The sequence below is a fragment of the Streptomyces sp. NPDC048361 genome, assembly GCF_040651795.1.
Classification (GTDB): Bacteria; Actinomycetota; Actinomycetes; order Streptomycetales; family Streptomycetaceae; genus Streptomyces.
The window spans coordinates 32,067-58,319 of the sequence record NZ_JBEZKW010000041.1 but is presented as its reverse complement, the minus strand read 5'-3'; the positions used below and the strand labels follow the sequence as shown (position 1 = coordinate 58,319).

The 26,253-nt window shown below is 71.2% G+C and carries 22 protein-coding genes and 3 tRNA genes; 12 read left to right on the top strand and 13 right to left on the bottom strand.

The window, feature by feature from the left end:
- Positions 1-118 precede the first annotated feature (118 nt).
- Positions 119-325: a developmental transcriptional regulator BldC gene (gene bldC, locus AB0D31_RS23115; protein WP_003949541.1), complete on the bottom strand. Its 207-nt coding sequence runs from the start codon at positions 323-325 to the stop codon at positions 119-121.
- Between the two features lie 485 nt (positions 326-810).
- Positions 811-1,653: a hypothetical protein gene (locus AB0D31_RS23110; protein ID WP_362726191.1), complete on the bottom strand. Its 843-nt coding sequence runs from the start codon at positions 1,651-1,653 to the stop codon at positions 811-813.
- Between the two features lie 166 nt (positions 1,654-1,819).
- Between AB0D31_RS23110 and AB0D31_RS23105 the strand changes: the two genes are divergently transcribed.
- Both AB0D31_RS23105 and AB0D31_RS23100 read left to right on the top strand, forming a co-directional pair.
- Positions 1,820-2,917, top strand: a complete 1,098-nt coding sequence (locus AB0D31_RS23105; protein WP_362726189.1) for a Glu/Leu/Phe/Val dehydrogenase dimerization domain-containing protein — start codon at positions 1,820-1,822, stop codon at positions 2,915-2,917.
- Between the two features lie 280 nt (positions 2,918-3,197).
- Positions 3,198-3,458, top strand: coding sequence for a DUF3073 domain-containing protein (locus AB0D31_RS23100; protein WP_362726186.1), 261 nt, complete (start codon positions 3,198-3,200; stop codon positions 3,456-3,458).
- A gap of 165 nt (positions 3,459-3,623) precedes the next feature.
- Here the strand turns inward: AB0D31_RS23100 and purM are convergent, their stop codons facing one another.
- Both purM and purF read right to left on the bottom strand, forming a co-directional pair.
- Positions 3,624-4,721: a phosphoribosylformylglycinamidine cyclo-ligase gene (gene purM / locus AB0D31_RS23095; protein ID WP_362726183.1), complete on the bottom strand. Its 1,098-nt coding sequence runs from the start codon at positions 4,719-4,721 to the stop codon at positions 3,624-3,626.
- Positions 4,722-4,763: 42 nt separating this feature from the next.
- Positions 4,764-6,290: an amidophosphoribosyltransferase gene (purF, locus tag AB0D31_RS23090; RefSeq protein WP_267058460.1), complete on the bottom strand. Its 1,527-nt coding sequence runs from the start codon at positions 6,288-6,290 to the stop codon at positions 4,764-4,766.
- A 289-nt stretch (positions 6,291-6,579) separates the two neighbouring features.
- Between purF and AB0D31_RS23085 the strand changes: the two genes are divergently transcribed.
- Complete coding sequence (locus AB0D31_RS23085; protein WP_324901219.1) at positions 6,580-6,672, top strand: putative leader peptide; 93 nt, start codon at positions 6,580-6,582, stop codon at positions 6,670-6,672.
- A 98-nt stretch (positions 6,673-6,770) separates the two neighbouring features.
- Positions 6,771-8,180 (top strand): sulfatase-like hydrolase/transferase, encoded by a 1,410-nt coding sequence (locus AB0D31_RS23080; RefSeq protein WP_362726180.1) that lies wholly within the window; start codon positions 6,771-6,773, stop codon positions 8,178-8,180.
- A gap of 51 nt (positions 8,181-8,231) precedes the next feature.
- On the opposite strand, the gene AB0D31_RS23075 is transcribed toward AB0D31_RS23080, so the two are convergent.
- The 4 genes from AB0D31_RS23075 to purS form a co-directional block, all read right to left on the bottom strand.
- Positions 8,232-9,029, bottom strand: a complete 798-nt coding sequence (locus AB0D31_RS23075) for a sterol carrier family protein (protein ID WP_362726177.1) — start codon at positions 9,027-9,029, stop codon at positions 8,232-8,234.
- A 165-nt stretch (positions 9,030-9,194) separates the two neighbouring features.
- Positions 9,195-11,447 carry a phosphoribosylformylglycinamidine synthase subunit PurL gene (gene purL, locus AB0D31_RS23070; RefSeq protein ID WP_362726174.1) on the bottom strand — a complete coding sequence of 751 codons (2,253 nt, stop codon included), beginning with the start codon at positions 11,445-11,447 and terminating at the stop codon, positions 9,195-9,197.
- Positions 11,447-12,127 (bottom strand): phosphoribosylformylglycinamidine synthase subunit PurQ, encoded by a 681-nt coding sequence (purQ, locus tag AB0D31_RS23065; RefSeq protein WP_362726172.1) that lies wholly within the window; start codon positions 12,125-12,127, stop codon positions 11,447-11,449. Before purQ ends, purL begins: the two co-directional genes overlap by 1 nt.
- The gene (purS, locus tag AB0D31_RS23060; protein ID WP_362726169.1) at positions 12,124-12,384 is read right to left on the bottom strand and encodes a phosphoribosylformylglycinamidine synthase subunit PurS; all 261 of its coding nucleotides are present in this window, start codon (positions 12,382-12,384) and stop codon (positions 12,124-12,126) included. The genes purQ and purS overlap by 4 nt, the downstream gene beginning before the upstream one ends.
- Before the next feature lie 333 nt (positions 12,385-12,717).
- Between purS and AB0D31_RS23055 the strand changes: the two genes are divergently transcribed.
- The 8 genes from AB0D31_RS23055 (at position 12,718) to AB0D31_RS23020 (ending at position 17,455) form a co-directional block, all read left to right on the top strand.
- Positions 12,718-13,035, top strand: coding sequence for an Lsr2 family protein (locus AB0D31_RS23055; RefSeq protein ID WP_362726167.1), 318 nt, complete (start codon positions 12,718-12,720; stop codon positions 13,033-13,035).
- Between the two features lie 126 nt (positions 13,036-13,161).
- A tRNA-Gly gene (locus AB0D31_RS23050) sits at positions 13,162-13,233 on the top strand.
- Positions 13,234-13,310: 77 nt separating this feature from the next.
- Positions 13,311-13,383: transfer RNA gene (locus AB0D31_RS23045), tRNA-Gly, on the top strand.
- 171 nt (positions 13,384-13,554) lie between these two features.
- A complete protein-coding gene (locus tag AB0D31_RS23040; RefSeq protein WP_362726164.1) occupies positions 13,555-14,520 on the top strand; it encodes an ABC transporter ATP-binding protein in 966 nt (321 codons plus the stop codon).
- The gene (locus AB0D31_RS23035; RefSeq protein WP_362726161.1) at positions 14,517-15,335 is read left to right on the top strand and encodes an ABC transporter permease; all 819 of its coding nucleotides are present in this window, start codon (positions 14,517-14,519) and stop codon (positions 15,333-15,335) included. Before AB0D31_RS23040 ends, AB0D31_RS23035 begins: the two co-directional genes overlap by 4 nt.
- A gap of 16 nt (positions 15,336-15,351) precedes the next feature.
- Positions 15,352-16,569: a histidine kinase gene (locus AB0D31_RS23030; RefSeq protein WP_362726158.1), complete on the top strand. Its 1,218-nt coding sequence runs from the start codon at positions 15,352-15,354 to the stop codon at positions 16,567-16,569.
- A gap of 185 nt (positions 16,570-16,754) precedes the next feature.
- Positions 16,755-17,357 carry a response regulator transcription factor gene (locus tag AB0D31_RS23025; protein WP_362726155.1) on the top strand — a complete coding sequence of 201 codons (603 nt, stop codon included), beginning with the start codon at positions 16,755-16,757 and terminating at the stop codon, positions 17,355-17,357.
- A gap of 22 nt (positions 17,358-17,379) precedes the next feature.
- Positions 17,380-17,455 (top strand) — tRNA-Gly (locus AB0D31_RS23020).
- Between the two features lie 86 nt (positions 17,456-17,541).
- Here the strand turns inward: AB0D31_RS23020 and AB0D31_RS23015 are convergent.
- The 5 genes from AB0D31_RS23015 to AB0D31_RS22995 form a co-directional block, all read right to left on the bottom strand.
- The gene (locus AB0D31_RS23015; protein WP_362726153.1) at positions 17,542-18,441 is read right to left on the bottom strand and encodes a phosphoribosylaminoimidazolesuccinocarboxamide synthase; all 900 of its coding nucleotides are present in this window, start codon (positions 18,439-18,441) and stop codon (positions 17,542-17,544) included.
- Positions 18,442-18,561: 120 nt separating this feature from the next.
- The gene (locus tag AB0D31_RS23010; protein WP_362726150.1) at positions 18,562-20,073 is read right to left on the bottom strand and encodes a N,N-dimethylformamidase beta subunit family domain-containing protein; all 1,512 of its coding nucleotides are present in this window, start codon (positions 20,071-20,073) and stop codon (positions 18,562-18,564) included.
- 281 nt (positions 20,074-20,354) lie between these two features.
- Positions 20,355-22,049, bottom strand: a complete 1,695-nt coding sequence (locus AB0D31_RS23005) for a hypothetical protein (RefSeq protein ID WP_362726147.1) — start codon at positions 22,047-22,049, stop codon at positions 20,355-20,357.
- A 324-nt stretch (positions 22,050-22,373) separates the two neighbouring features.
- A complete protein-coding gene (gene purD / locus AB0D31_RS23000; protein ID WP_362726145.1) occupies positions 22,374-23,630 on the bottom strand; it encodes a phosphoribosylamine--glycine ligase in 1,257 nt (418 codons plus the stop codon).
- A 58-nt stretch (positions 23,631-23,688) separates the two neighbouring features.
- Entirely contained in the window at positions 23,689-26,208 is a 2,520-nt protein-coding gene (locus tag AB0D31_RS22995; protein WP_362726143.1) for a DNA polymerase III subunit gamma and tau, read from the bottom strand.
- Positions 26,209-26,253 lie beyond the last annotated feature (45 nt).

Here is a 26,253-nt window from a genome sequence, read left to right as displayed (position 1 = left end):
GGAGTCCAGCGCGATCGACGACACACCACCCGTTGGGGCGGACAGGGCGCCGTATGGAGCCATAGGCGGGCTTCGCCGGGGTGGGGGCCCCGGAATGCCCGGATTACTGGGGTGTTGTTCAGGCCTCGCTGCGCTGCTGCGGAATACCCGCCAGCAGTGCGCGGACCTCTGCCTCGCGGTACCGGCGATGCCCACCCAGCGTGCGGATGGACGTGAGCTTGCCGGCCTTGGCCCAGCGGGTCACCGTCTTCGGGTCCACGCGGAACATCGTGGCAACCTCAGCCGGGGTCAGCAGCGGCTCGGCATCAGGGGTGCGAGCGGTCATGAGCGGCCTCCTCGGGAGAACCGAACCTTCTCGGTTCTTTCCTCTAAATTCTGCACCTTGACCCGCGTTGCCCGAAATGGCGGACGCGAGCCGAGTCGGTTATAGGACGAACGGCTTGTCCTCGGCACTACAACTACACCATCCGTCCAGCCACGTCGGCCAAACCGATGGAATTGCCCTCCCAGGTGTTCATCAGCGACGGAAGCCGATGGACCATGCCATAGCGGACAGTCACGCCACAGTGACGATCAGTCACAGAGCGATCAGGAGTCATCAGACCCCCCATAGCAAGCAATACCGAGCAATCCGCCCTTAGTTGGGCGGAAGGGATCCTCCCCGGACCCCTTGTCCTATTTTGGCACGACGGTGGGGTCTGGGCGCAAGGGCGAGATAAGTGCGTTCCGTCACGCTTGCGGGAAAGGCCCGGATCGGGACCTACGTCCTGGAGCGGTGCCGCGCGGCGCGGGAGAACCCGCCACGGGGCCTCAGTTGGCCATCCGGCGCTCCTTGACGGCCCGCCAGCGCTCCGTGAAGCGTCCGTACGCCTCCCGCACGCCCGCGTCGTCACCGGCCCGCAGCGCGGCGATCCCCTCGGCGACGTCCGCCGCCGAGCGGTCCGCCTCAAGGCTCGCGTGCGGAAGTGCGTGGACGAGGCCGCCGTAGTCCAGCTCGACCAGCGAGCGCGGATGGAATTCCTCCAGCCATCGCCCGACGTCCACGAGCTCCTCGGTCAGCGGCCCTTCGTCGATGTGTTCCCGCACCGTCCGCAGCGTCCGCGCGAGACGCCGCCGGGCCTGCACCATCGGGGTGCGGTAGCGCAGTACGGGCGGATGCGCGGCCCCGCCTTGTGCATACTCGCGCTCTTCGTCCGAAAAGACCGTGAACCAGGTCACAGGGATGTGCCAAACGCTGGTCAAGATCCACGGCCGGGCGTCCGGGTTCCGCTCCCGCCACCGCTCGTAGTCCGCCTCCGCCTGCCGGCGCACCACCGCGGGCAGCAGCGCGTCGAGGACCGGCTCGGGAAACTGGCTGGCGAGCCCTTCGAGCGCCTGCCAGCCGCGCAGCCGTGTCCGCCACGGGCAGACGCACACCACGCCGTCGACCTCCGCCACGAACGCCTCGCCGCTCTCGTGGACCGGCACGGCGATGGGCGGGGTGGGCACCAAGTCGGCCAGCGCGCGCCGGAGTTCGTCCTGGGCATCGGGGGTGCGCCCGCGCTCCGCGTAGCGCTGCCAGTGGCCGCGCTCGGGCTCGGGAAAGGCGGCCAGGGGCTCGTACACCCGCAGGTAGGACGCGTACGGAACGATCACCGAAGACACCACCGCCATGCCCCGCATCGTCCCACGGGCGTGCGCCCCCGGGGTGCTCGCAGGGGTGATCCTCGGCACTGGGCCTGATCTACGGGCGCGTAGGACTTACCCTGCTCCCGAACCAGGCCCCGCCCCACCCACAGGCGGGCCGTCAACCACCGCTTCGTACTTGGGAGTCACCACCGTGACCGATGTGACCGGAGCCGATGACGTACTGCACACCCTCTTCCGCACCGACCAGGGCGGACATGAGCAGGTCGTGCTCTGCCAGGACCGAGCCACCGGGCTCAGGGCCGTCATCGCCATCCACTCCACCGCCCTGGGCCCGGCCCTCGGCGGGACGCGCTTCTACCCGTACGCCACCGAGGCGGAGGCCGTCGCCGACGCCCTCAACCTGTCGCGCGGCATGTCGTACAAGAACGCCATGGCCGGGCTCGACCACGGCGGCGGCAAGGCCGTGATCATCGGCGATCCCGACACGATCACGGCCTCTGAAAAGGAAGAACTGCTACTCGCCTACGGCCGCTGTGTGGCCTCGCTCGGCGGGCGGTACGTGACCGCGTGCGACGTCGGCACCTATGTCGCCGACATGGACGTCGTGGCGCGCACCTGCCAGTGGACGACCGGCCGCTCCCCCGAGAACGGCGGCGCCGGCGACTCGTCCGTGCTGACCGCGTTCGGTGTCTTCCAGGGCATGCGCGCCTCGGCCCAGCACCTGTGGGGCGACCCCACCCTGCGCGGCCGCACGGTGGGCGTCGCGGGCGTCGGGAAGGTCGGCCGGCACCTGGTCGGGCATCTGCTCGCCGACGGCGCCCAGGTCGTGATCACGGATGTGCGCGAGGAGTCGGTACGCGCTCTCACGGAGCTGCACCCCGGGGTGACGGTCGCCGCCGACACCGAGGCGCTGATCCGCACCGAGGGGCTCGACATCTACGCCCCGTGCGCGCTCGGCGGCGCCCTCAACGACGAGAGCGTCCCGGCGCTGACCGCGAAGGTGGTGTGCGGCGCGGCCAACAACCAGCTCGCGCACCCGGGTGTGGAGAAGGATCTGGCCGACCGCTCGATCCTGTACGCCCCCGACTATGTGGTGAACGCGGGTGGCGTGATCCAGGTCGCCGACGAGCTCCACGGCTTCGACTTCGACCGCTGCAAGACGAAGGCGGCGAAGATCTTCGACACCACGCTGGCCATATTCGCTCGCGCAAAGGAAGACGGCATTCCGCCGGCTGCCGCGGCCGACCGGATCGCCGAACAGCGCATGGCGGAAGCACGCCGGCACTGAGCCTTCGGGGGGCCCGCCGACCGCGCTGAGAGACATGACTCACGCCGGTCGGCGGGTCGGACCCCGAGAAGAGGTTAAAATCGCGGTTGACCAGCGAGGACGGGGCGCTTTGTTGGTTCTGCCAAGTGGCGCGTCATGCGGGCGGCGTACCGTATGGCCGCGGAAGCAGGTACCGTTGAACCCCTACGGACGCGGTCTCTCCATGGAGAGACCGTTCCGGATCATGAACGCGTGTCAAGACTCTGGGGCCGTCGAGCCCCGTCACCGAGGGGGTCGAGCCATGGGGCGCGGCCGGGCAAAGGCCAAGCAGACGAAGGTCGCCCGCCAGCTGAAGTACAGCAGCGGCGGGACTGACCTGTCGCGTCTGGCCAACGAGCTGGGCGCATCTACTCCTAACCCGACAGTGAGCCAACCGCCGAACGCGGAGCCACTGGAGGACGAGGAGGAGGACGACCCGTACGCCCGCTATGCGGAGCTGTACGGGAATGACGACGACGAGGACGAAGAGTCCGGTCCGTCGTCGCAGCGCCGCGGCGCTTGACTTCGCTGATCCCGCTTTTCGCAGCACCGTACGTTGTAGCTGCTCTGAGCACACCGACCCGGTCGGGGCCTTCGCCCCTGACCGGGTTTCGTGCTGCCTGCGTGCGCTCGTACGCCCACGGGGACCCCGCCCGGGCGTGCGGCGGGGTTTCCGGCGCGGCTGCTGCTACTTGGCGTAGTCACCGGTGAGCTCGGCGCCGTCGCGGTGATCTCCGCGCGCCAGGATCTCCCCCGCGACCCAGGCGTCGACACCCCGGTCCGCGAAGGTCTGGAGCGCCACGTCGACCGAGCCCTCGGGCACGATCGCCATCATGCCGACGCCCATGTTGAGCGTCTTCTCCAGTTCGAGCCGCTCCACCTTGCCCGCCGTGCCGACGAGGTCGAAGACCGCGCCCGGCGTCCAGGTCGAGCGATCGACCGTGGCGTGCAGGTGGTCGGGGACGACCCGGGCCAGGTTGTTGGCAAGGCCGCCGCCGGTGATGTGGCTGAAACCGTGCACCTCGGTGGTACGGGTCAGGGCCAGGCAGTCCAGCGAGTAGATCTTGGTGGGCTCCAGGAGCTCCTCGCCGAGGGTGCGGCCGAACTCCTCGACGTGCTGGTCCAGGCTCATCCCGGCGCGGTCGAAGACCACATGCCGGACGAGTGAGTACCCGTTCGAGTGAAGACCGGAGGACGCCATCGCGATGACGGCGTCGCCCTCACGGATCCGGTCGGCGCCCAGGAGCTGGTCGTACTCGACGACACCCGTACCGGCGCCGGCGACGTCGAAGTCGTCGGGGCCGAGCAGGCCCGGGTGCTCGGCGGTCTCGCCGCCGACCAGCGCGCAGCCCGCGAGGACACAGCCTTCGGCGATGCCCTTCACGATGGCCGCGACCCGCTCGGGGTGGACCTTGCCGACGCAGATGTAATCGGTCATGAAGAGCGGCTCGGCGCCGCACACGACCAGGTCGTCGACGACCATGCCGACGAGGTCGTGGCCGATGGTGTCGTACACGCCCATCTTGCGGGCGAGGTCGACCTTCGTGCCGACGCCGTCGGTGGCGGAGGCGAGCAGCGGGCGCTCGTAGCGCTTGAGGGCCGAGGCGTCGAAGAGACCGGCGAATCCGCCGAGGCCACCCAGGACCTCGGGGCGCTTCGTCTTCTTCACCCACTCCTTCATCAGCTCGACGGCGCGGTCGCCCGCCTCGATGTCGACGCCCGCGGCTGCGTAGCTGGCACCGGTGCCCGCGTGCGGAGCGCGCTCATTGGGTTCAGCAGATGACATGGGCATGGCTCTGGAGAACTTTCGTGTCGTACTGCGGGGGTTTTACGGGCGGCGCAGGGCGTCGGCGGCCGCGGTCGCGGCGGGGCCGGAGGCCAGCTCGGACTCCAGGAGCTGCTTGCCGAGCAGCTCGGGGTCGGGGAGCTCCATCGGGTACACACCGTCGAAGCAGGCGCGGCAGAGGTTGTCCTTGGGGATCGTCGTCGCTTCGATCATCGCGTCGGTCGAGATGTACGAGAGCGAATCGGCGCCCATGGACGTGGCGATCTCGTCGATGGTCATGCCGTTGGCGATCAGCTCCGCGCGCGTCGCGAAGTCGATCCCGAAGAAGCAGGGCCACTTGACCGGCGGCGACGAGATCCGGATGTGGACCTCGGCCGCGCCCGCCTCGCGGAGCATCTTCACCAGGGCGCGCTGGGTGTTGCCGCGGACGATCGAGTCGTCGACGACCACCAGGCGCTTGCCCCGGATGACTTCCTTGAGCGGGTTCAGCTTGAGCCGGATGCCGAGCTGGCGGATGGTCTGCGAGGGCTGGATGAACGTACGGCCGACGTAGGCGTTCTTGACGAGGCCCGAGCCGTACGGAATCCCGCTGGCTTCCGCGTATCCGATGGCGGCGGGGGTGCCGGACTCCGGAGTCGCTATCACCAGGTCGGCGTCGACCGGCGCTTCCTTGGCGAGTTTCCGTCCCATCTCCACGCGGGAGAGGTAGACGTTGCGGCCCGCGATGTCGGTGTCGGGGCGCGCCAGGTAGACGTACTCGAAGACACAGCCCTTGGGCTTCGCTTCTGCGAATCGGGAGGTGCGCAGGCCGTTCTCGTCGATGGCGACGAGCTCGCCCGGCTCGATCTCGCGGACGAAGGCGGCGCCACAGATGTCGAGAGCGGCGCTCTCGGACGCGACGACCCAGCCGCGCTCCAGGCGGCCGAGGACCAGCGGGCGGATGCCCTGCGGGTCACGGGCGCAGTACAGCGTCTGCTCGTCCATGAAGACCAGCGAGAACGCGCCCTGGACCTGCGGAAGAACCTTGGCGGCCGATTCCTCGATCGTCAGCGGCTTGCCGTCGTCGTCCGTCTGGCCCGCGAGCAGCGCGGTGACCAGGTCGGTGTCGTTGGTGGCGGCGACCTGGGTGGCCCGCCCGTTCTCCTTGGGCAGCTCGGCGACCATCTCCGCGAGCTGCGCGGTGTTCACCAGGTTGCCGTTGTGGCCGAGCGCGATCGAGCCGTGGGCGGTCGCCCGGAACGTCGGCTGCGCGTTCTCCCACACGGAGGCACCCGTGGTCGAGTAGCGGGCGTGACCGACCGCGATATGACCTTGGAGTGAACCGAGAGAGGTCTCGTCGAAGACCTGGGAGACAAGTCCCATGTCCTTGAAGACGAGGATCTGGGAGCCGTTGCTGACCGCGATGCCCGCGGATTCCTGGCCCCGATGTTGGAGGGCGTAGAGCCCGAAGTAAGTGAGCTTCGCGACCTCTTCACCCGGAGCCCAGACACCGAAGACGCCGCAAGCGTCCTGGGGGCCCTTCTCACCGGGGAGCAGGTCGTGGTTGAGTCGTCCGTCACCACGTGGCACGCCTCCGAGTGTAGGCGAGATCGACCACTGGTCCGAATTGGGGATATCAACAGCCGAGCAGCTGCCCGCTTTTGTAGCTTTCGCGCCTCGGTCCTCCGCGGCCGGCCTCCTTTCCCTCCGACACGGCATCACCGCAGGTGGGCCCGGGCACACCAGCGGCCTTCCCAGTGTTTGCGACTGCTTGTGGTGACGGATTGCGACCGGCTGGTGTGTGACGGAGTTCGCTCCGGTTTCGCAGTTCGGGACGCTCATTGACAGGTGCCGGTGCACTGCGTGAGGCTCCTGCACCATGCAGCCTCTGAGTGACCTCGCGGTCACCCTCGTCGAGCGCCGGCACGTCGACCTGGTCCGTGTCGCCAGCGCCATCTGTCGCTGCGCGTAAGTACGCCCCAGACCCGCCCCCTGACTCCCCCGCCCGCAAGGGCCGGCCCGTGACGTCCTGAGGGCCCCTTTCTCCACCTCTTCCTCTGGAGCCCTTCCGTGCCCTCGCACACCCAGAAACTGTCCCGTCGCGCCTTCGGCGGCGCTGTCGGGGCCACCGCCGCGGCCGCCGCCGTCGGGCTGCCCGCCACCGAGGCCGAAGCGGCCGCCGTCGACCGGGGGGAGCGGCCGTTCCGTGCCGCCCCGGGACGGCACTCCGCGCGGCCGAACATCCTGTTCATCCTCGGCGACGACCTCGGCTGGGCCGACCTGTCGTCATACGGGGCGCCGCACATACGCACCCCCAACCTGGACCGCCTGGCCCGCCAGGGCGTGCGGTTCACCGATGCGTACGCAGGCTCCGCGACCTGCTCGCCGACCCGGTTCAGCCTGTACACCGGGCGCTTCCCCGGGCGTACGAAAGGCGGCCTCGCCGAGCCGATCGCGGACCACAGCGTGGGCCTCGACCCGAACCACCCCACGCTCGCGTCCCTGCTGCGCGGCGCCGGCTACGCGACCGCCCTGGTCGGCAAGTGGCACTGCGGCTACCTCCCCGACTACTCGCCCACCAAGTCCGGCTGGGACGAGTTCTTCGGGAACTTCGGCGGCGCTCTGGAGTACTACTCCAAGCTGGGCCTCGCCGGGGAGTACGACCTGTACGAGGGCGACGCAGAGTACAAGGACCTGCGGTACTACACCCGGATCCTGACCGAGCGGGCCGTCGAGTACGTGGGGCGCGCGCACGCCCGGCCGTGGCTGCTCAACCTCAACTTCACCACCCCGCACTGGCCCTGGATCGCCGACGGCGACACCGAGGAGAGCGCGGAAGTCGTACGCCGCATCAAGGCCGGGGAGCCGGGCGCGCTGTTCCACTACGACGGGGGCTCGGTCGCGAAGTACACCGAGATGGTGGAGGACCTCGACCGGTCGGTCGGCACCGTGCTCGACGCGCTCAAGCGCTCCGGGCAGGAGCGCGACACCCTGGTGTTCTTCGCCTCGGACAACGGCGGCGAGCGCTTCTCCTACAACTGGCCGCTGAGCGGCAACAAGGCCTCGCTCCAGGAGGGCGGCATCCGCGTCCCCACCATCGTGCGCTGGCCGTCCCGGCTCGACGGCGGCCAGGTCAGCCACGTGCCGAATTTCTCGCCGGACTGGACCGCGACCCTGCTCGAACTCGCCGGGGCGCGCCCGCACCCCGCCTATCCGCTCGACGGCACCAGCCTCGCCGGGTACCTGCTGCACGGCGAGCAGCCCCGCGAGCGGGACCTGTTCTGGCGGGTGCGCGGCGAGCGGGCCCTGCGGCGCGGGGACTGGAAGTACTACCGGGGCCGGAGCGGCCAGGACCAGCTGTTCCATCTCGCGGCCGACCAGCGCGAACAGGCGGACCGCGCGGCGGACGACCCGGACCGGCTCGCCGGGCTCCGCGCTGCCTGGGAGAAGACGGACGCGACGCTCCTCAAGTACCCCTGAGTGGTACCAAGCACGGCTGACTGCCCCTGAGTACCCCATGGTTTCTCCCGGTCACGGCATCACCGGCAGAACCGCCGCCAGGTCCGCCCGCTCGCCGCTCGCCGCGACCTTCGCCGCGTCGAGCGCCTCGGCCCAGCCGATGCGCCCGGTGGCGAGGCGGACCCAGGTGAGCGGGTCGGTCTCGACGACGTTGGGCGGGGTGCCCCGCGTGTGCTTCGGGCCGGCCACGCACTGCACCACCGCGTACGGCGGGACCCGCACCTCGACCGAGCCGCCGGGCGCCTTCACGGCGAGGGCGTCGGCCAGCAGCCGGACGCACGCGGCGAGGGCCTGGGGTCCGTAGGGGACGCCGAGTTCGGGAAGTGCGTCGTTCAAGTCGTCGGTGCGGACGGTGAGTTCGACGGTCCAGGTCACCAACGCGTCGGCGAAGGTCATCGCGCCGGACCGGGTCGGCAGGAGGCGGTCGTCCGCGGTGGTCGCGAAGAGCTCTGCGGTACGGGCGGCCCGCTCCTCGAAGAGTGCGTCGAGGTCGTCGACGGAGGCCGCCAACTCCTTTACCGTATCGCTTACTTGATCTGCCTCGGACGCGGTGGTGAATGGCCGGTCGAGTAGTGCCACCTCCTGCTTGAGCGGCTCCACCGCGGCGAGCCGGCGTTCCAGCATGCCGAGCGACATCGTGAGGTGGACGACGAGCTCGCGCACCGTCCAGTCGCCGAGCCGTGTCGGCCGGCCCAGCTGCTCGGGTGTGAGGGTGCGGACGGCGTGGCGTACGTGGCCGAACTGGGCGAGGACGGCGGCCCGGGTCTTCGCCGGGTCGTATCTGCGGGTGCGCTTCTTGGCCGGGGGCATGAATCCGAGCCTACGCCGGGCCAGGATGACCCCCGAGACCATTCTCGACCTGCGCGAACGCCCGCTCGGCACGCTCCGCCGCAAACCCCGCGCCCCGGCAGGACTTCGGCCCCGCACCCCTCAACAGGGGTGCGGGGCCGTCGAGTTGGTGTGGACTACGAGACCCTACTGGGCCAGCAGCGCCGGGATCGTGGCCTCGTGGACCGAGCGCAGCTCAGCGAGGCCGAGGCTGAACTCGCCCTGCACCTCGACTGCTTCGCCGTCCACGACACCGATCCGGGTGGCCGGAAGGCCGCGCGCCCCGCACATGTCGGTGAAGCGCAGCTCCTCCGAACGCGGCACGGACACGATCGCGCGGCCCGCCGACTCGGAGAACAGGAAGGTGAACGCGTCGAGCCCGTCCGGCACGACCAGGCGCGCGCCCTTGCCGCCCTTGAGGCACGACTCGGTCACCGCCTGGATCAGACCACCGTCGGACAGGTCGTGCGCGGCGTCGACCATGCCGTCGCGCGAACCCGAGATCAGGATCTCGCCGAGCAGCTTCTCGCGGTCCAGGTCGACCTGGGGCGGCAGACCGCCGAGGTGCTGGTGGACGACCTCGGACCACGCCGAACCGCCGAACTCCTCACGGGTGTCACCGAGCAGGTAGAGCAGTTGCCCCTCCTCGGCGAAGGCGATCGGGGTGCGCCGGTTCACGTCGTCGATCACACCGAGCACCGCGACCACGGGGGTCGGGTGGATGGCGGTCTCGCCGGTCTGGTTGTAGAGCGAGACGTTGCCGCCGGTCACCGGGGTGCCGAGCTGGAGGCAGCCGTCCGCGAGACCCCGGGTGGCCTCGGCGAACTGCCACATCACGTCCGGGTCCTCGGGGGAGCCGAAGTTGAGGCAGTCCGAGATGGCGAGCGGCTTCGCGCCGGAGGCCGCCACATTGCGGTAGGCCTCGGCGAGCGCGAGCTGGGCGCCGGTGTACGGGTCGAGCTTGGCGTACCGGCCGTTGCCGTCGGTCGCCATGGCCACGCCGAGGTTGGTCTCCTCGTCGATGCGGACCATGCCCGCGTCCTCGGGCATCGCGAGCACCGTGTTGCCCTGCACGAAACGGTCGTACTGGTCGGTGATCCACGCCTTGGAGGCCTGGTTCGGGGAGCCGACCAGCTTGAGGACCTGCTCCTTCAGCTCGTCGCCCGACTGCGGACGCGCCAGCTTGCCGGCGTCGTCGGCCTGGAGCGCGTCCTGCCAGGTGGGGCGGGCGAACGGCCGGTGGTAGACCGGGCCCTCGTGGGCGACGGTGCGCGGCGGAACGTCCACGATCTGCTCGCCGTGCCAGAAGATCTCCAGCTGGGAGCCCTCGGTCACCTCACCGATGACGGTGGCGATGACGTCCCACTTCTCGCAGATCTCCATGAAGCGCTCGACGTGCTGCGGCTCAACCACCGCACACATGCGTTCCTGCGACTCGCTCATGAGGATTTCCTCGGGCGAGAGCGAGGAGTCGCGCAGCGGCACGGTGTCCAGCTCGACGCGCATGCCGCCCGAGCCGGCGCTCGCCAGTTCCGAGGTCGCGCAGGACAGGCCCGCGCCACCGAGGTCCTGGATGCCCGCGACGAGCTTCTCCTTGAAGATCTCCAGGGTGCACTCGATGAGGAGCTTCTCCTGGAACGGGTCGCCGACCTGGACGGCCGGGCGCTTGGCCGGGCCCGTCGAGTCGAAGGTCTCACTCGCGAGGACCGAGACTCCGCCGATGCCGTCGCCGCCCGTGCGGGCGCCGTACAGGATGACCTTGTTGCCGGGACCCGACGCCTGCGCGAGGTGGATGTCCTCGTGCTTCATCACGCCGATGCAGCCGGCGTTGACCAGCGGGTTGCCCTGGTAACAGGCGTCGAAGACGACCTCGCCGCCGATGTTGGGCAGCCCCAGGCAGTTGCCGTAGCCGCCGATGCCCGCGACGACGCCGGGCAGCACGCGCCGGGTGTCGGGGTGGTCGGCCGCGCCGAAGCGCAGCGGGTCGACGACCGCGACCGGGCGGGCACCCATGGCGAGGATGTCGCGGACGATGCCGCCGACGCCGGTGGCCGCGCCCTGGTAGGGCTCGATGTAGCTGGGGTGGTTGTGCGACTCGACCTTGAAGGTGACCGCGTACCCCTGGCCGACGTCGACGACGCCCGCGTTCTCACCGATGCCGACGAGCATGGCGTCGTTTTCGGGGACCTTGTCGCCGAACTGCTTCAGGTGGACCTTGCTGCTCTTGTACGAGCAGTGCTCGGACCACATGACGGAGTACATGGCGAGCTCGGCGCCGGTCGGGCGGCGGCCGAGGATCTCCCGGATGCGCGCGTACTCGTCCTCCTTGAGGCCGAGCTCCTTCCAGGGCTGCTCGACGTCCGGGGTCTCGGCGGCGTGCAGAACAGTGTCGAGAGTCATCAGGCGTTGACCAGCTTCTTCAGGATCGAGGTGAAGAATCCGAGGCCGTCGGTACGGCCCGTACCGATCAGCGGCTCCACGGCGTGCTCGGGGTGCGGCATCAGGCCGACGACGTTGCCGGCGGCGTTGGTGATGCCGGCGATGTCACGGAGCGAGCCGTTCGGGTTGCCGTCGAGGTAGCGGAACGCGACCCGGCCCTCGGCCTCCAGCTCGTCGAGCGTGTGCTCGTCGGCGACGTAACGGCCGTCCATGTTCTTCAGCGGAACCCGGATCTCCTGGCCCGCCTCGTAATCGGCGGTCCAGGCGGTCTCCGCGTTCTCCACCCGCAGCGTCTGCTCGCGGCAGATGAAGTGCAGGTGGTTGTTGCGGAGCATGGCGCCCGGCAGCAGGTGCGACTCGGTGAGGATCTGGAAACCGTTGCAGATGCCGAGGACCGGAAGACCGGCCTTCGCCTGCGCGATGACGGTCTCCATCACCGGCGAGAACCGGGAGATGGCCCCGGCCCGCAGATAGTCCCCGTAACTGAACCCGCCGGCCAGGACGACCGCGTCGACCTGCTTGAGGTCCTTGTCGCGGTGCCAGAGCGAGACCGGCTCGGCGCCGGCGATGCGCACGGCCCGCAGGCTGTCCCGGTCGTCCAGCGTGCCGGGGAAGGTGACAACGCCGATACGTGCAGTCACTTGGACTGCTCCTCGACCTTGACGGTGAAGTCCTCGATGACGGTGTTGGCGAGGAAGGTCTCGGCCATCTCGTGGATGCGGGCGAGGGCGGCCCCGTCGACCGGCCCCTCGACCTCGAGCTCGAAACGCTTTCCCTGACGTACGTCGCCGATCCCCTCGAAGCCGAGACGGGGCAGTGCGCGCTGCACCGCCTGTCCCTGCGGGTCGAGGATTTCCGGCTTGAGCATGACGTCGACTACGACGCGTGCCACTGGCACTCCCGGTGTGGTGTGGTGCGAAGGCGGTTCCCTCAGAGTACCCGCCCAGAAAATCTACGCGGGTAGATATCCTCAAGGCCTGATCACGTTCTGGTTTCGGCGGCGACAACACGTGGGAAAAATCCCGAGAAAAAGTCGCCGAAGTCATTGCGTGGAGACACGCTGATGCAATTGGCTGGGCTTCACATTGCAATGGGTGCCGCTGTACAAAGGAATCCCAGCGAAAGCGACATTGCTCCATAACAGCCGGAAGGCCGGTATCGCAGCACGTCAGGTACGTCAGATACGTCAGGTACGTGCAAGTGGCGATGCCGTAGGAAGGATCCGATATCCGTGGCTCAGCGCGTAGTGGTCACACTCTCCGATGACATCGACGGCGGAGAAGCGGCGGAAACGGTCACGTTCGGCCTGGACGGAAAGGTCTACGAGATCGATCTCAATCCCGCCAATGCAAAGAAACTGCGCAAGGCGCTCGCGCCTTACGTGACGGCGGGCCGCAAGCAGTCGAAGTCCGGGAAGACCTACCGGCACACCGCCGTCGCCCCCGACCCGGCGGCCGTCCGCGCCTGGGCGCGCTCCAACAAGATGGACGTGCCGGCCCGTGGCCGGATCCCCAAGAAGGTCTACGAGGCCTTCGCCGAAGCGAGCTGACGACCCCCCGTCCGGGGTGGCCCTGCGGCCGCCCCGGACACCGGAGTTGCACACCCCCCCTGCTGATCAGCTAGAGTCTGGAGCACGCCGAGGGGCAAGGCCGAAAAGCCAAGTCCACCGGAGCGTGCGGGTGTAGTTCAGTAGTAGAACACCCCCCTTCCAGGGGGGAGGCGCAGTGTGCAATTCCTGTCACCCGCTCTGCACTGCCTGCCGGTGGTCCTTTTGGATCAGGTAGAGTAGTGCTCGCGCCGTCCAGTGAGAGCTGGCGGATGCATGCGGACGTGGCTCAGTTGGTAGAGCATCACCTTGCCAAGGTGAGGGTCGCGAGTTCGAATCTCGTCGTCCGCTCAGGAAGCACGTGAGGCCCCGGTTCATCGAACCGGGGCCTTCGTCGTATGCCCGGCCACGTGGCGCTCTCCTTCCTGCCCGGCCACGTGGCGTCCTCCTCCTGACATTTGTCATGCGCGGTGATGACACCGCGCACTGCCACCGCCCGGCTCGCGGCGCGACGCTGAGGTCATGTCAGGCACAGCAGGCACAGGCACAGGCACAGCAGATGTGATCGAGGTCGAGGAGCTGCGGCGGAGCTATGCCGGAGGCTTCGAGGCCGTTTCCGGAATCTCCTTCTCCGTGGCGCGCGGCGAACTCTTCGCGCTGCTCGGCACCAACGGCGCCGGCAAGACCTCCACCGTCGAACTCCTCGAAGGCCTCGCCGCGCCCAGCGGCGGCCGCGTCCGGGTGCTCGGCCACGACCCGTACACCGAACGGGCCGCCGTGCGCCCCCGTACCGGCGTGATGCTCCAGGAGGGCGGCTTCCCCGCCGAGCTGACCGTCGCCGAGACCGTACGGATGTGGGCGGGCTGCACCAGTGGGGCGCGGCCCGTCGGCGAGGCGCTCGAACTCGTCGACCTCGCCCGGCGCTCCCAGGTACGGGTCAAGCAGCTCTCGGGCGGCGAGAAGCGGCGGCTCGACCTGGCGCTCGCGCTGCTCGCACGGCCCGAGGTGCTCTTCCTCGACGAACCGACGACCGGTCTGGACGCCGAAGGGCGGCGCGACACCTGGGAGTTGGTGCGGGCGCTGCGCGACTGCGGCACCACCGTGCTCCTGACCACCCACTACCTGGAGGAGGCCGAGGCGCTCGCCGAGCGGCTCGCGATCCTGCACGAGGGGCGGATCGCGGCGAGCGGCAGCGTCGACGAGGTCGTCGCCGCCCAGCCCTCGCACATCTCCTTCGACCTCCCCGACGGCTACCACCTGGGCGACCTGCCGCCGCTCGACCGGCTCGGCGTCGTCGGCCACGAGATGGCCGGCCGCACCGTACGACTGAAGACCAGGGAGCTCCAACTCGCCGCCACGGGGCTGCTGTTGTGGGCACAGGACGGCGGGGTCGAGCTGCGGGGGCTCGATGTGCGCTCGGCCTCGCTCGAAGAGGCGTTCTTGAAGATCGCGCACGATCAGCGCACGGAAACGGAGGCCGTCCGATGAGCACCACCCTGGCCGCGGCGCAGAGCCCGGTCCTGGAACCCGCCCGGACCCGGAAGTCCGCCGCCGACCGCATGACGGCGCTGGCACGGGCCGAACTCACCCTGCTCGGCCGCAACAAGTCCGCACTGTTCACCGTGGTCGCACTGCCGGGCATGCTCACCGCCGCCATGTACGGCACGGTCGACAGCATCGACCTGGGCGCACACGGCCTGAACGCCGGAACCGTGCTGCTGCCCGGCTCTCTCGGCTTCGCCCTGCTCTTCGCCCTGTACTCGCCGCTCGTCGGCATCTACGTCGTACGCCGTGAGGAACTCGTCCTGAAGCGGCTGCGCACCGGTGAGCTGCGGGACCGGGAGATCCTCGCGGGCGCGGCGCTGCCCGCGGTGCTCATCGCCCTCGCGCAGTCCGTGCTGCTCGTGGCGGGCTGCACGCTGTGGCTGCACGTGCCACTGCCGTCGTCGTGGTGGCTCGCGGTCGTCGGCCTTCTGCTCGGCATCGTCATGATGGGCGCGCTCGCCGCCGCGACCTCCGCCGTCACCAGGACCGCCGAGGGCGCCCAGATCGCGGTCATGCCGATGATGCTGCTTTCGACCGCAGGATCCGGCCTGGTCGTCCCGCTCGACGTGCTGCCCGGCAAGGTGGCCGCGGTGTGCGACGCGCTGCCGCTGACCCCGGTGATCCAGCTGATCAGGAACGGCTGGACCGGTGGCGCGGACGCCGGCGAGGTACTGCGGGAACTGCTCGTCATGGTTGTCTGGACGTTCATCGCGGTCGTGGTCGTGCGCAAGCGCTTCCGCTGGGATCCGCGGCGCTGAGACGGGGGGCAGACGCGTGGTCGGGCGGATACGGGCGTGGCATCGGCGCCACTGGCGGGACCGCAGCAGGGTCGAGAAGGTCGAGTTGCAGAGCCGGTTGATCTGGCGGTGCACGATCTGGTTCTTCTTCCTCAGCTGGGAGGTGACGTTCGTCCTGACGGACCTGCGCCACGAGCCGCTGCCGCTCTCCCTCGCCGTGGCGGTGCTCGTCGTCGGCGCTGCCCAGGCCCACCAGGGCATTCGGTCCCACTGGGGCGCGCTCGACGAGTACCTGGGGCGGGGCACCGCGCCGCGCCGCCCGCTCCTGGTGGCCCTCGGGCTCTGTGTGGCCTCGCTCTGTCTGGTCGCCGCGCTGTACGCGGCCCACGGCCTCACGGAGGCCGACCTCGTCATGATCACCCCCTATCTCGTGATGCCGTTCGGCATGACGTACAGCACGCTGACCGCGCCGCGGAGGTTCCTCGGCCGGTTCACCCTGCTCGCCCTGCCGACCGTGGCGGTGTTCGCGGCGGCCGGGGTGGGGCGCGGGCGCCTGCTGGCGCTGGCGCTCGTGGTCGCCCTGTCAGGGATGTGGATCCTGCTGATGGCGCGCTGCGGGGCCTGGACGCTGTCGGTGATGTGGGAGTCCGACCGGGCCCGCGAGACCGAGGCGCGGCTCGCGGTCGCCGAGGAACGGCTGCGGTTCGGGCGTGACATGCACGACGTACTCGGCCGCAACCTCGCCGTCATCGCGCTCAAGGCCGAACTCGCCGTCCAGCTCGCCCAGCGCGGCAGGCCCGAGGCGGTGGCGCAGATGGTGGAGGTGCAGCGCATCGCCCAGGAATCACAGAAAGAGGTACGGGAAGTGGTGCGCGGCTATCGCGAGGCCGACCTCGGCGTCGAGATCGAGGGCGCCCGCGGCGTCCTTGCGGCGGCCGGGATCGGCTGCGCCTACAGCGGGCCCGCCGACGGCCTGACCGTCGAGACGCAGTCGGCGCTCGGCTGGGTGGTGCGCGAGGCCACCACCAATGTGCTGCGGCACGGCGACGCCCGCAGCGTGGCGATCAACCTCGCCGTCACCGAGCGGACCGCGACCCTGGTCGTCGAGAACGACGGCGTACCGGAGCGGCCGAGCACCTCCCCCGGCTCGGGCCTCGCAGGCCTGCGCGAACGCCTCTCCGCGCTCGGCGGCACCCTGGAGGCGGGCCCGGCGGGCGAGGGAATGTTCCGGCTGACGGCGGAGGTGCCCCGATGAAACGGGCGGAGGATGCGGGCGGCGCGGCGCACCGGGCGGAGGGTGCGGGTTCGCCGATGAACCGGGCGGAGGGTGCGGGTTCCCCGGCGGCCCGGGCGGAGGGTGCGGGTTCCCCGGCGGCCCCGGCGGAGGGTGCAGATGCCCAGGTGAGACCGGCCGGCGCGGAAGGCGGGCCGGTCAGCCGGGTGCGTGTGCTGCTTGCCGACGACGAGCATCTGATCCGGGGTGCGCTGGCGGCGCTGCTCGGGCTTGAGGACGACCTGGAGGTTGTCGCGGAGGCCGCGTCCGGGCCCGAGGCGCTCGCGATGGCCCGGGCCCACCGGCCCGATGTGGCGGTGCTCGACCTGGAGATGCCGGGCGCGGACGGTGTGACGGTGGCCACAAAGCTGCGGGCCGAAATGCCCTCCTGCCGGACCATGATCGTCACCAGCCACGGGCGCCCCGGCCACCTCAAGCGGTCCCTTTCGGCGGGGGTGCGCGGGTTCGTCCCGAAGACGGTGAGCGCCCAGCGGCTCGCCGAGATCATCCGCTCCGTGCACGCCGGAAACCGTTATGTGGACCCGGAGTTGGCGGCCGACGCGATCTCCGCCGGGGACTCGCCGCTGACCGTGCGCGAGGCCGAGGTGCTCGGGTTCGCGGCCGACGGGGCGCCCGTCGCGGAGATCGCCGAACGGGCCGCGCTGTCGCAGGGGACGGTCCGCAACTACCTCTCGTCGGCCGCCGCCAAGCTGGGCGCCGGGAACCGTCATACGGCGGTGCGTCTCGCCCGCGAGCGAGGTTGGGTATAGTGGTCTCCGCGCCACGGCGCATGCGAACGTAGCTCAGCTGGTAGAGCACCACCTTGCCAAGGTGGATGTCGCGAGTTCGAACCTCGTCGTTCGCTCCATGCAGGAGAAGCCCCCCGGTCCTCGACCGGGGGGCTTCTCCGTGTCCGGGGGCGCTCGGTCCGGGCCGCTCGGGCCCGGGCAGGCGCTACGCCCAGCCGACGCCGGTGAGCTGCTCGTACGCTTCGATGTACTTGGCCCGGGTCGCGTCCACGACCCGCTGCGGCAGCGCGGGCGGCGGCTGCTCGCTCGTGCGGTCCCAGCCGGACTCCGCCGAGGTCAGCCAGTCACGGACGTACTGCTTGTCGTACGAGGGCTGGTCGCGGCCCGGCTGCCAGGTGTCGGCGGGCCAGAAGCGCGAGGAGTCCGGGGTGAGCACCTCGTCGGCGATGACGAGTTCCTCGCCCGCGAAGCCGAACTCGAACTTGGTGTCCGCGAGGATGATGCCGCGCTCGCGGGCGATGTCACGGGCCCGGCCGTAGACGGCGAGGGTGGTCTGGCGCAGCAGGGCGGCGGTCTCCGCGCCGACCTGGCGGGCCACCTCCTCGTAGCTGACGTTCTCGTCGTGGTCGCCGACGGCGGCCTTGGTGGCGGGGGTGAAGATCGGCGCGGGCAGCTCGGAGCCGTTGTCCAGGCCCTCGGGCAGCGCGAGGCCGCACACCGTACGGGACTGGTTGTACTCGACGAGGCCGGAGCCCGCGAGGTAGCCGCGGGCCACACACTCCACCGGGACCATCGCGAGCGACTTGCACACCAGGGTGCGGCCCGCCCAGTCGGCGGGGGCGCCGGCGGGCACCTCACTGGAGATCACATGGTGGGGGACGAGATCGGCGAGCAGGTCGAACCACCACAGCGAGAGCTGGGTGAGCACCCGGCCCTTGTCGGGGATCTGGGTGGGCAGCACCCAGTCGTACGCGGACATCCGGTCGCTGGCGACCATGACGAGGTCGCCGGCCTCGTTCCGATAGAGGTCACGCACCTTGCCCGTGTGCAGGTGGGTCAGGCCCGGAACCTCGATCGGCTCGGGCTTTTCTACGAATCCGGACACGGTTCCTCCGCGTAGGTTGATCCAGGGAGCGGTTCCGATTCTCTCCCATGTGCGGGGCTCCCCCGGTCGCGGGTCCGGTCGGTACGCGCGCGGCGGCCCGGATCCGGTGGGCGCTGCCGCTCAGTCCCGCTTGCAGATGCGGTCCAGGAGGTTGGCCGTGGCGCGCTGGATACGGGGGTCCACATGGCCGGGCCGGTCGAGCGCCGGGGACCAGGCGAAGGTGCCCGAGGCGAAGACGAGCGCGCCCGACGGCGCCCGGTACAGGGACGTCTCCTGGTGCCGGGTGTGCTGCTCGCTGTCCTGGTACGGCGAGTGGGCCAGCAGAATGCGGTCGCGGTGCTCGGGGAGCGCGGTGCGCGGGTAGTAGCGGTCGGCCTCGCCCGCGACCAGGCCCTCGATCTCGTCGCCGTCACCGGCGCCGGTCGCCTCCCACAGCCAGTGCTCCGCATTGCGTACGACCATGGGGGCGGGCTCGGGGACGCGGCCCGCGTACTGGATGCCGAGGAGCTGCTGCTCGGGCTTGGCGATCTCGCGCCACAGTGCCGGGCGGCCGGGGCCGCGGCGTTTGCGGCAGGTCAGCAGCCGGTTGGGCACGCCGGACGGAGAGGGGCCCAACTCGACTTGCCAGTACATGGTGTTGGCGGAGAGGAAGACGAGTGAGGTGCCGCCGTCCCGGGCCAGCTCGACGGCGCGGCGCATCGGGGCCGACCAGTACTCGTCGTGACCGGGGAAGACGAGGCCGCGGTAGCGGGTGGGGTCGACCCGGCCGGCGTGCAGATCGCGGGCGTCGGCGTAGGCGAGGTCGTAGCCGTAGCGCTCGGCCCAGCGGATGAAGTCGTAGGCGTGGCCGACGTGCAGGGGCAGGCCCGCGCCGGCGTAGGGGCGGTCGAAGGAGACGGTGATCGCCGCGTCCTCCTCGCCGAGCAGCCCGCCCTTGTCGTCCCAGGCGTGGTAGAGGCTGGCGCCCGTGCGGCCGTCCTCCGGGTAGAGGTTGTAGGCCTGCCAGGTGATGTCGGGCAGCAGCAGGAGCAGATCGGCCGGGTGGTCGTCGCGGACCGTGAACGGGATGTGCGAGCGGTAGCCGTCGGCGGTGGTCAGGACGGCGACATGCGCGCCGACCGCCGCGTGCGGGGGGACCTGGTAGCGCCAGGACTGCCACCAGTGGTGGCAGGAGACGGTCCGGTCCGCGGTCAGCGGGGGCGGCTGGACGATCCCGGAGAGCCGGGGGCTGGTGGCGATCTTCGCGGCCCCGTCGCCACCGTAATGACCGATCCGGTAGACATCGACGCTGAACTGCTGGGGCGGGTCGACGGTGATGTGGAAGTCGATGGCCTCGCCGGGCGCGACGGCCCCGCTGGAGGCGAACCCCTTGATCTGCCGGCGTACGTCGTCCGCGGTGCGCGGGCCGCTGACGCGGGCGCTGCCGCGGACGGTACTGCGCGAGGTGCCGCGCTGGAGCGGCAGGTGATCGACGTGGTCGACGTACCAGGGCACCACGTGCCCGGTGTCGTCGAAGTACGTCTCACTGCCGCGGAGCCAGGGCAGCGGGCCCTGCCCGAAGGGGTCCGAGACGGCGTGCGCGAGGGCACCCGACTCCCAGCGCCGGATGTGCTCCGACCGTTCCACCCCCATGCCACTTCCCTCCCTCGTTCCCCCGCAACAACATCGGCGCCGGCGTGCTGCCGCGCCTGTCAGCTACCGATCCCCAGCACATCACATAACGCACGCACTCCGTCACCGTTCGTCGCGAATTGACGTGAAGCGGAACACGGCATTCCGGATGTGTCGGGGCGAACTCGGCGCGGCGGCGTGGGGGCCGGCCTTGAAGGCTGCGGGCCGCAGAGGTCGCGGCGAGCCCGCCCGGAGGACCGGCCTCCGTCAGACCAGGCGGACCGGTGGACGACCGGGCTCGGTCAGACCAGGCGGACCGGCTTTTCCGGGCGGATGCCGATGGAGGTGAGCCAGTCGCGCAGCGCATCCGCGTCCCCGTCCTCGATCAGGGTCAGCACCGGGGTGGCCAGGTCCGAGCGGCGCACCTCGTCGACGAGGAGCGACGGGCCGTCCAGCCAGTCGAGCCCCGGTGTCGCGCCCGCCGTGTCGACCGCGGCGCAGCACACCATCGCCGTCACATGGTCGGCGAGCAACTCCCGCCCCGTACGCGGCGGTTGGAGCGGGAAGAGCGGCATCGTGTCGAAGCACCAGGTCTCGGGGATCGGCGCGGGCGGCGCGGACGCGGCTTCCTCGCCCGCCACCTCCGCCGCGATCCCGGCGGCCAGCCGGTCCGCGACGTCGTCGCCCGAGGCGGTCAGGTGGTCGATGACGCGGGCGAGCGTGGGCGCCGCGGGCCGCGCGCCGCGCCGCTCGCCGAGCCCGTCGAGCACCCGGTGCAGCCGAGCCGCCTCCATACGCCACTTGCGGTCGACGACTTCCTCCGGATACGCCGCCCAGTCGAGCGGCGCCCAGTCGGGCCCGGGCTCGGCGGGGCCGCCGTGGAACAGCCGCGCGGCGAGCAGCGACGTCGCCTCGTCCGCGATGCCGGGCTCCTCCAGGAGGTCGCAGGCCGGCCGCTCGCCGAGCCGGGAGGTGAAACCCTCCGCGAGACGGTCGCGGCGGGACAGCTCGGTCAGCGCCGAGACCACGCCCGCGTCGAGTCGTGAGGGCCAGCGGCCCATCCGCCAGGCGGGCAGCGCGACCCGGGTCAGCAGCCGGTCCCAGCCCGCGTAGGCGAGCCCGACCTGCTCCTGGGCGACGATCCGCACCCCGTAGTCCACCGCCTGTGCGCGCTCGGACGCCGCGGCGGCGACCCCGCGCTCCATCTCGCCGGCGTGCACCCGGCAGCCGCGGAGCAGCAGCCGGGCGATCGAGCCGGTGCAGCCGAGCGCGAGCCGCCGCACCGGGCCGAGCCCGGGCTTCGTGGCCACACCGACCGCCGCGTCGAGCCCGCGCACGAAACGGCGGGCGGCTGCTATGTCCGGGTGCGCGGAGGGGCCCGTACCGGCGACGACGGGGGCGAGGATCGCGCGCAGCTCACCGACGCGCATCCACCACATGAAGGGCGAGCCGATGACCAGGACCGGCGCGGCCGGCACCCGGCGGCCGCGGCCGCCCCCGGCGACGGCGCGGACCTCGGCACCCGCCTCGGTGCCACTTCGTACGGGGCCGGCGGGCGTCGACCGCCGCACGGCCGCGGCGTGCGCCCGATGCGTACGGTCCTCCAGCCAGCTGTCGCAGTCAGGCGTGAGGGCTATCGCGGAGGGCGCCGGCACGCCGAGGCGCTCCGCCAAGTCCCTGACCAGGCGGTACAGGTCGGGGGCGGCCGATTCCGCGACGTCCACCGTCGGAGAGAGGGCCGGTCTGGCCCGTGCGATGACCGCCGACACGGCGGCCGCGAGCAGCAGCACGAGCACCGCGACCGCGATGACCGCCCAGCGCACGGTGGACCAGCCACCGCCTTCGGTCCGGCCCTGCGCGGCGGCGACGATCAGCACGACGGCGACGGCCGTCGGCAGCAGGGCCACGGCCAGCGCCCTGCTGCGGATGCGCAGCACGGCGAGAGCCCGCGAACGCGCATGCTGCGCGCCCGCCTCTCCACCCATTTCTCCACCCATTGCGGTACCGGACACGGCCGGACTTCACCCCCTCTGCCCTGCGGCGACGTTGCTCATGCCCCCACTGTGGCACCCGCCACTGACATCGCAATGCCGGTGGGCCAAGTGCCGGAACGCCTTCGCCGCACCATAGTTGGGCCTTGGGCGGGAGTCATCCGGATGGGCCAGCCGTCACTCGATGGAATGGCTTTGGGCAAAGGTGTGGTTGTCCGCGGCCGGTCACTTCCGGGCCGTTTTGGGCTCATCGCGCCGCCGGGCCGCAACGCCGCGGGGCCCCGGCGTGCAACCGGGGCCCCGCGGACGATGGGGAAGTGGAGAGGGAGTTCAGCCCTGTGCGCCGGCCGCCTTGCGGGCGATGTCGGTGCGGTGCTGCGAGCCGTCGAGCCGGATCCGGCCGACCGCCGCGTACGCCCGCTCCCGGGCCTGGGTGAGGTCCGCGCCGGTCGCGGTGACCGAAAGGACCCGGCCGCCCGCGCTCACGACGGCGTCGCCGTCCCTGCGCGTACCGGCGTGCAGAACGTACGCGGTGGGCTCATCCTGCGCGGCGACCTCGGCGAGCCCCTCGACGGGGTCGCCGGTGCGGGGGGCCTCGGGGTAGTTGTGCGAGGCGATGACCACGGTGACGGCCGCGTCGTCACGCCAGGCCAGCGGCTCCTGTACGTCGAGGGTGCCGTTGGCGGAGTGGAACAGGACGCCCGCGAGCGGGGTCCGCAGGCGGGCGAGGACGACCTGGGTCTCGGGGTCGCCGAAGCGCGCGTTGAATTCGATGACCCGCACCCCGCGCGAGGTGATCGCGAGACCCGCGTACAGCAGACCGGAGAACGGGGTGCCGCGGCGGCGCAGTTCGTCGACGGTCGGCTGGAGCACGCTCTCCATGACCTCGTCGACGAGCTTCGGATCGGCCCACGGAAGCGGTGAATAGGCGCCCATGCCACCGGTGTTGGGGCCTTCGTCGCCGTCGAGCGCACGCTTGAAGTCCTGCGCGGGCTGGAGCGGAAGGACGGTGACGCCGTCGGAGATCGCGAAGAGCGAGACCTCGGGGCCGTCGAGGAACTCCTCGATGACGACGCGTTCGCAGGCCAGCGCGTGGGTCCGGGCGGCGGCGAGGTCGTCGGTCACGACCACGCCCTTGCCCGCGGCGAGGCCGTCGTCCTTCACGACGTAGGGAGCGCCGAAGGCGTCGAGCGCGCGGTCGATCTCCTCGGGGGTGGTGCAGAGGTAGGAGCGGGCGGTGGGCACGCCGGCCGCCGCCATGACGTCCTTGGCGAAGGCCTTGGAGCCCTCCAGCCGCGCGGCCTCCTTCGAGGGGCCGAAGCAGGGGATGCCCGCTTCCCGGACGGCGTCGGCGACCCCGGCGACGAGGGGCGCCTCGGGCCCGACCACGACCAGCTCGCTGCCGAGCTCGACGGCGAGCCGGGCGACCGCGGCCCCGTCCAGCTGGTCCACGGGGTGGAGTTCGGCGACCTCCGCGATCCCGGCGTTGCCGGGGGCGCAGTGCAGCGCCGTCACGTCGGGGTCGAGGGACAGGGAACGGCACAGGGCGTGCTCGCGGGCACCGCCGCCGATGACAAGGACCTTCACGGCAGTCAGCCTAGCCGCCGCGATGGCGTGATCTTTGTGCGGGCCACCAGGCGGATGCTCACCCCTCGTTCGTATATTCCTCCACGACGGTGGCCCCGAGCTCGCGCACGATCAGGTCGTGGCCGGAGAGCGCGTTGTCCACGAGGTCCGGGTCGTCGTCCTCCGGAACGTCGTCCTCCGGCCGGACGGGGGGCGGCGGGGGCTCCTCGTGGCGCTGGGGGGCGGGGGCTTGCGGGGACTGCTGTGCGGAGGAGGGGTAGCCCTGGGACTGGGAGTGCGCGCTGGAGGACCCGGCGGACCCGCCGGACCCGGCCGAGCCGGACGAGCCGTAGCCCGAGCTTGCGGACCCCTGGGTTCCCTGGGACCCCTGGGTCCCTTGCTGAGCCCCGGGGTACTGCGAGGGCGAGGACGACTGGGCCTGCTGGTGCTGTTGGGGCTGGTGCTGTTGAGGCTGGTGCTGCTGGGGCGGGGCAGCGGGCCGGGGTGCGCTGCCGCCGAAGTTGGCCGCGGCGGCCGGGGGCTGGGCGCCGCCCGACGGGTCGATGATCGCCTCGACCTTCCACTGGACCCCGAACCGCTCGGAGAGCACACCGCGCAGCACGTCCTCGCTGCCGCTGCTCGCGAAGTTGTCCCGGGCACCGGCGTTGATGAAGCCGAGCTGGACGGTGGTGCCGTCGAACCCGGCGACCTGCGCGTTCTGACTGAGCAGGATCCAGGTGAAGCGCCGCTTGTTCTTGACGGCCTCCAGGATGTCCGGCCACATGTTGCGCACCTGCAAGGCGTTGCCCTGCGCGGCGGCGGTCGGGGCGGGAGCGGTGGGGGCCGGCGCGGACTCGGGGGCGGAGGGGGCGGAGGGCCCCGCGGCCCCGGGAGACCCGGCCGAGGCGGCGGAGGGCCAGGCACCGGAGCCGGCCCCGGTTCCGGACCCCGACCCGGGCGCGGACGCACCGGGCCAGGCGCCGGGACGCTGGCCGCCACTCCCCTGGCCGGGCGCGGCGGCGGACGGCCATGCGCCGGCAGCGGGCCCGGCCTGCGCGGCGGGCTGCGCCTGTACGGGCTGAGCCTGACCGGGCTGGGGCTGATCAGACTGAGGCTGACCGGAAGGCGCCTGCTGCGGGGCGGGCTGGTGCTGCTGCGGGGCGGATTGCGTAGCGGCCGAAACGGGGGGCGCGGCCGGGCCGGAGTGGGCGGGCCCGCCCATCTGCACCGGAGCACCCGTCGCCCCCGCACCCCGCACCTCGGCCCGAGCGGCGTCTGGCCCGCCGGGACCGCCGGACCCACCGGGCGCACCGAATGCGGCAGGAGCCCCCGGGCCACCGGGACCGCCTCCGGGACCGCCCTGGTGCAGGGGCGCATGCGCCTCGGGCCCCGGCACGTACCCCATGGCGGGGCCGCCACCCGGCGCGGCCTGGAACTGGACGGCCCCCCGCTCTAGCCGGTCGATACGGGCCTGGAGCGAGCGCTCGTCGTCGTATGCGGCGGGCAGCAGCACCCGGGCGCAGATCAATTCGAGCTGGAGCCGGGGCGAGGTGGCTCCGCGCATTTCGGTGAGCCCCGCGTTGACGAGGTCGGCCGCGCGGCTGAGCTCGGCCGCGCCGAACACGGAAGCCTGCGCCGACATCCGCTCGACGACATCGGCCGGGGCGTCGATGAGCCCCTTCTCCCCCGCGTCCGGGACGGCGGCGAGGATGACGAGGTCGCGCAGCCGCTCCAGGAGGTCGGCGACGAAGCGGCGCGGGTCGTTTCCTCCCTCGATGATGCGGTCGACGACCTCGAATGCGGCGGCGCCGTCGCCCGACGCGAAGGCGTCGACCACGGAGTCGAGCAGCGAGGTGTCCGTATAGCCGAGCAGGGCGGTGGCCATGGCGTACGTCACACCGTCGTCGGCGGCGCCGGCGAGGAGCTGGTCCATGACGGACATCGAGTCACGCACGGACCCTGCGCCGGCGCGGACCACGAGCGGCAGTACGCCGTCCTCGACGGGGATGCCCTCGCGGCCGCAGACCTCGCCGAGGTACTCCCGCAGGGTGCCGGGCGGGACGAGCCGGAACGGGTAGTGGTGCGTACGGGACCGGATCGTCCCGATGACCTTCTCGGGCTCGGTGGTGGCGAAGATGAACTTGAGGTGCTCCGGCGGCTCCTCGACGACCTTCAGGAGGGCGTTGAAGCCGGCCGAGGTCACCATGTGGGCCTCGTCGATGATGTAGATCTTGTAGCGGCTGGACGCGGGGCCGAAGAAGGCCTTCTCGCGCAGCTCACGGGCGTCGTCCACGCCACCGTGCGACGCCGCGTCGATCTCGATCACGTCGATGGAACCCGGCCCGTTGCGCGCGAGGTCCTGGCAGGACTGGCACTCCCCGCACGGCGTGGGCGTCGGCCCCTGCTCGCAGTTGAGACACCGGGCGAGGATCCGGGCGCTGGTCGTCTTGCCACAGCCCCGTGGACCGCTGAACAGGTACGCGTGATTGACCCGGTTGTTCCGCAGCGCCTGCTGCAGCGGGTCGGTGACATGCTCCTGCCCGATGACCTCGGCGAAGGACTCGGGGCGGTAGCGGCGGTACAACGCAAGGGACGACACGCATACGAGGTTATCGGGGCCCACTGACAACCGGGCCCGCCGACG

What these genes read in the sequence shown, in the direction of transcription:
- bldC (WP_003949541.1), bottom strand. Translation starts at nt 325, where the DNA reads ATGACCGCTCGCACCCCTGATGCCGAGCCGCTGCTGACCCCGGCTGAG.
- AB0D31_RS23110 (WP_362726191.1), bottom strand. Translation starts at nt 1,653, where the DNA reads ATGGCGGTGGTGTCTTCGGTGATCGTTCCGTACGCGTCCTACCTGCGG.
- AB0D31_RS23100 (WP_362726186.1), top strand. Translation starts at nt 3,198, where the DNA reads ATGGGGCGCGGCCGGGCAAAGGCCAAGCAGACGAAGGTCGCCCGCCAG.
- purM (WP_362726183.1), bottom strand. Translation starts at nt 4,721, where the DNA reads ATGTCATCTGCTGAACCCAATGAGCGCGCTCCGCACGCGGGCACCGGT.
- AB0D31_RS23085 (WP_324901219.1), top strand. Translation starts at nt 6,580, where the DNA reads ATGCAGCCTCTGAGTGACCTCGCGGTCACCCTCGTCGAGCGCCGGCAC.
- AB0D31_RS23075 (WP_362726177.1), bottom strand. Translation starts at nt 9,029, where the DNA reads ATGCCCCCGGCCAAGAAGCGCACCCGCAGATACGACCCGGCGAAGACC.
- purL (WP_362726174.1), bottom strand. Translation starts at nt 11,447, where the DNA reads ATGACTCTCGACACTGTTCTGCACGCCGCCGAGACCCCGGACGTCGAG.
- AB0D31_RS23040 (WP_362726164.1), top strand. Translation starts at nt 13,555, where the DNA reads ATGTCAGGCACAGCAGGCACAGGCACAGGCACAGCAGATGTGATCGAG.
- AB0D31_RS23035 (WP_362726161.1), top strand. Translation starts at nt 14,517, where the DNA reads ATGAGCACCACCCTGGCCGCGGCGCAGAGCCCGGTCCTGGAACCCGCC.
- AB0D31_RS23010 (WP_362726150.1), bottom strand. Translation starts at nt 20,073, where the DNA reads ATGGGGGTGGAACGGTCGGAGCACATCCGGCGCTGGGAGTCGGGTGCC.
- AB0D31_RS23005 (WP_362726147.1), bottom strand. Translation starts at nt 22,049, where the DNA reads ATGGGTGGAGAAATGGGTGGAGAGGCGGGCGCGCAGCATGCGCGTTCG.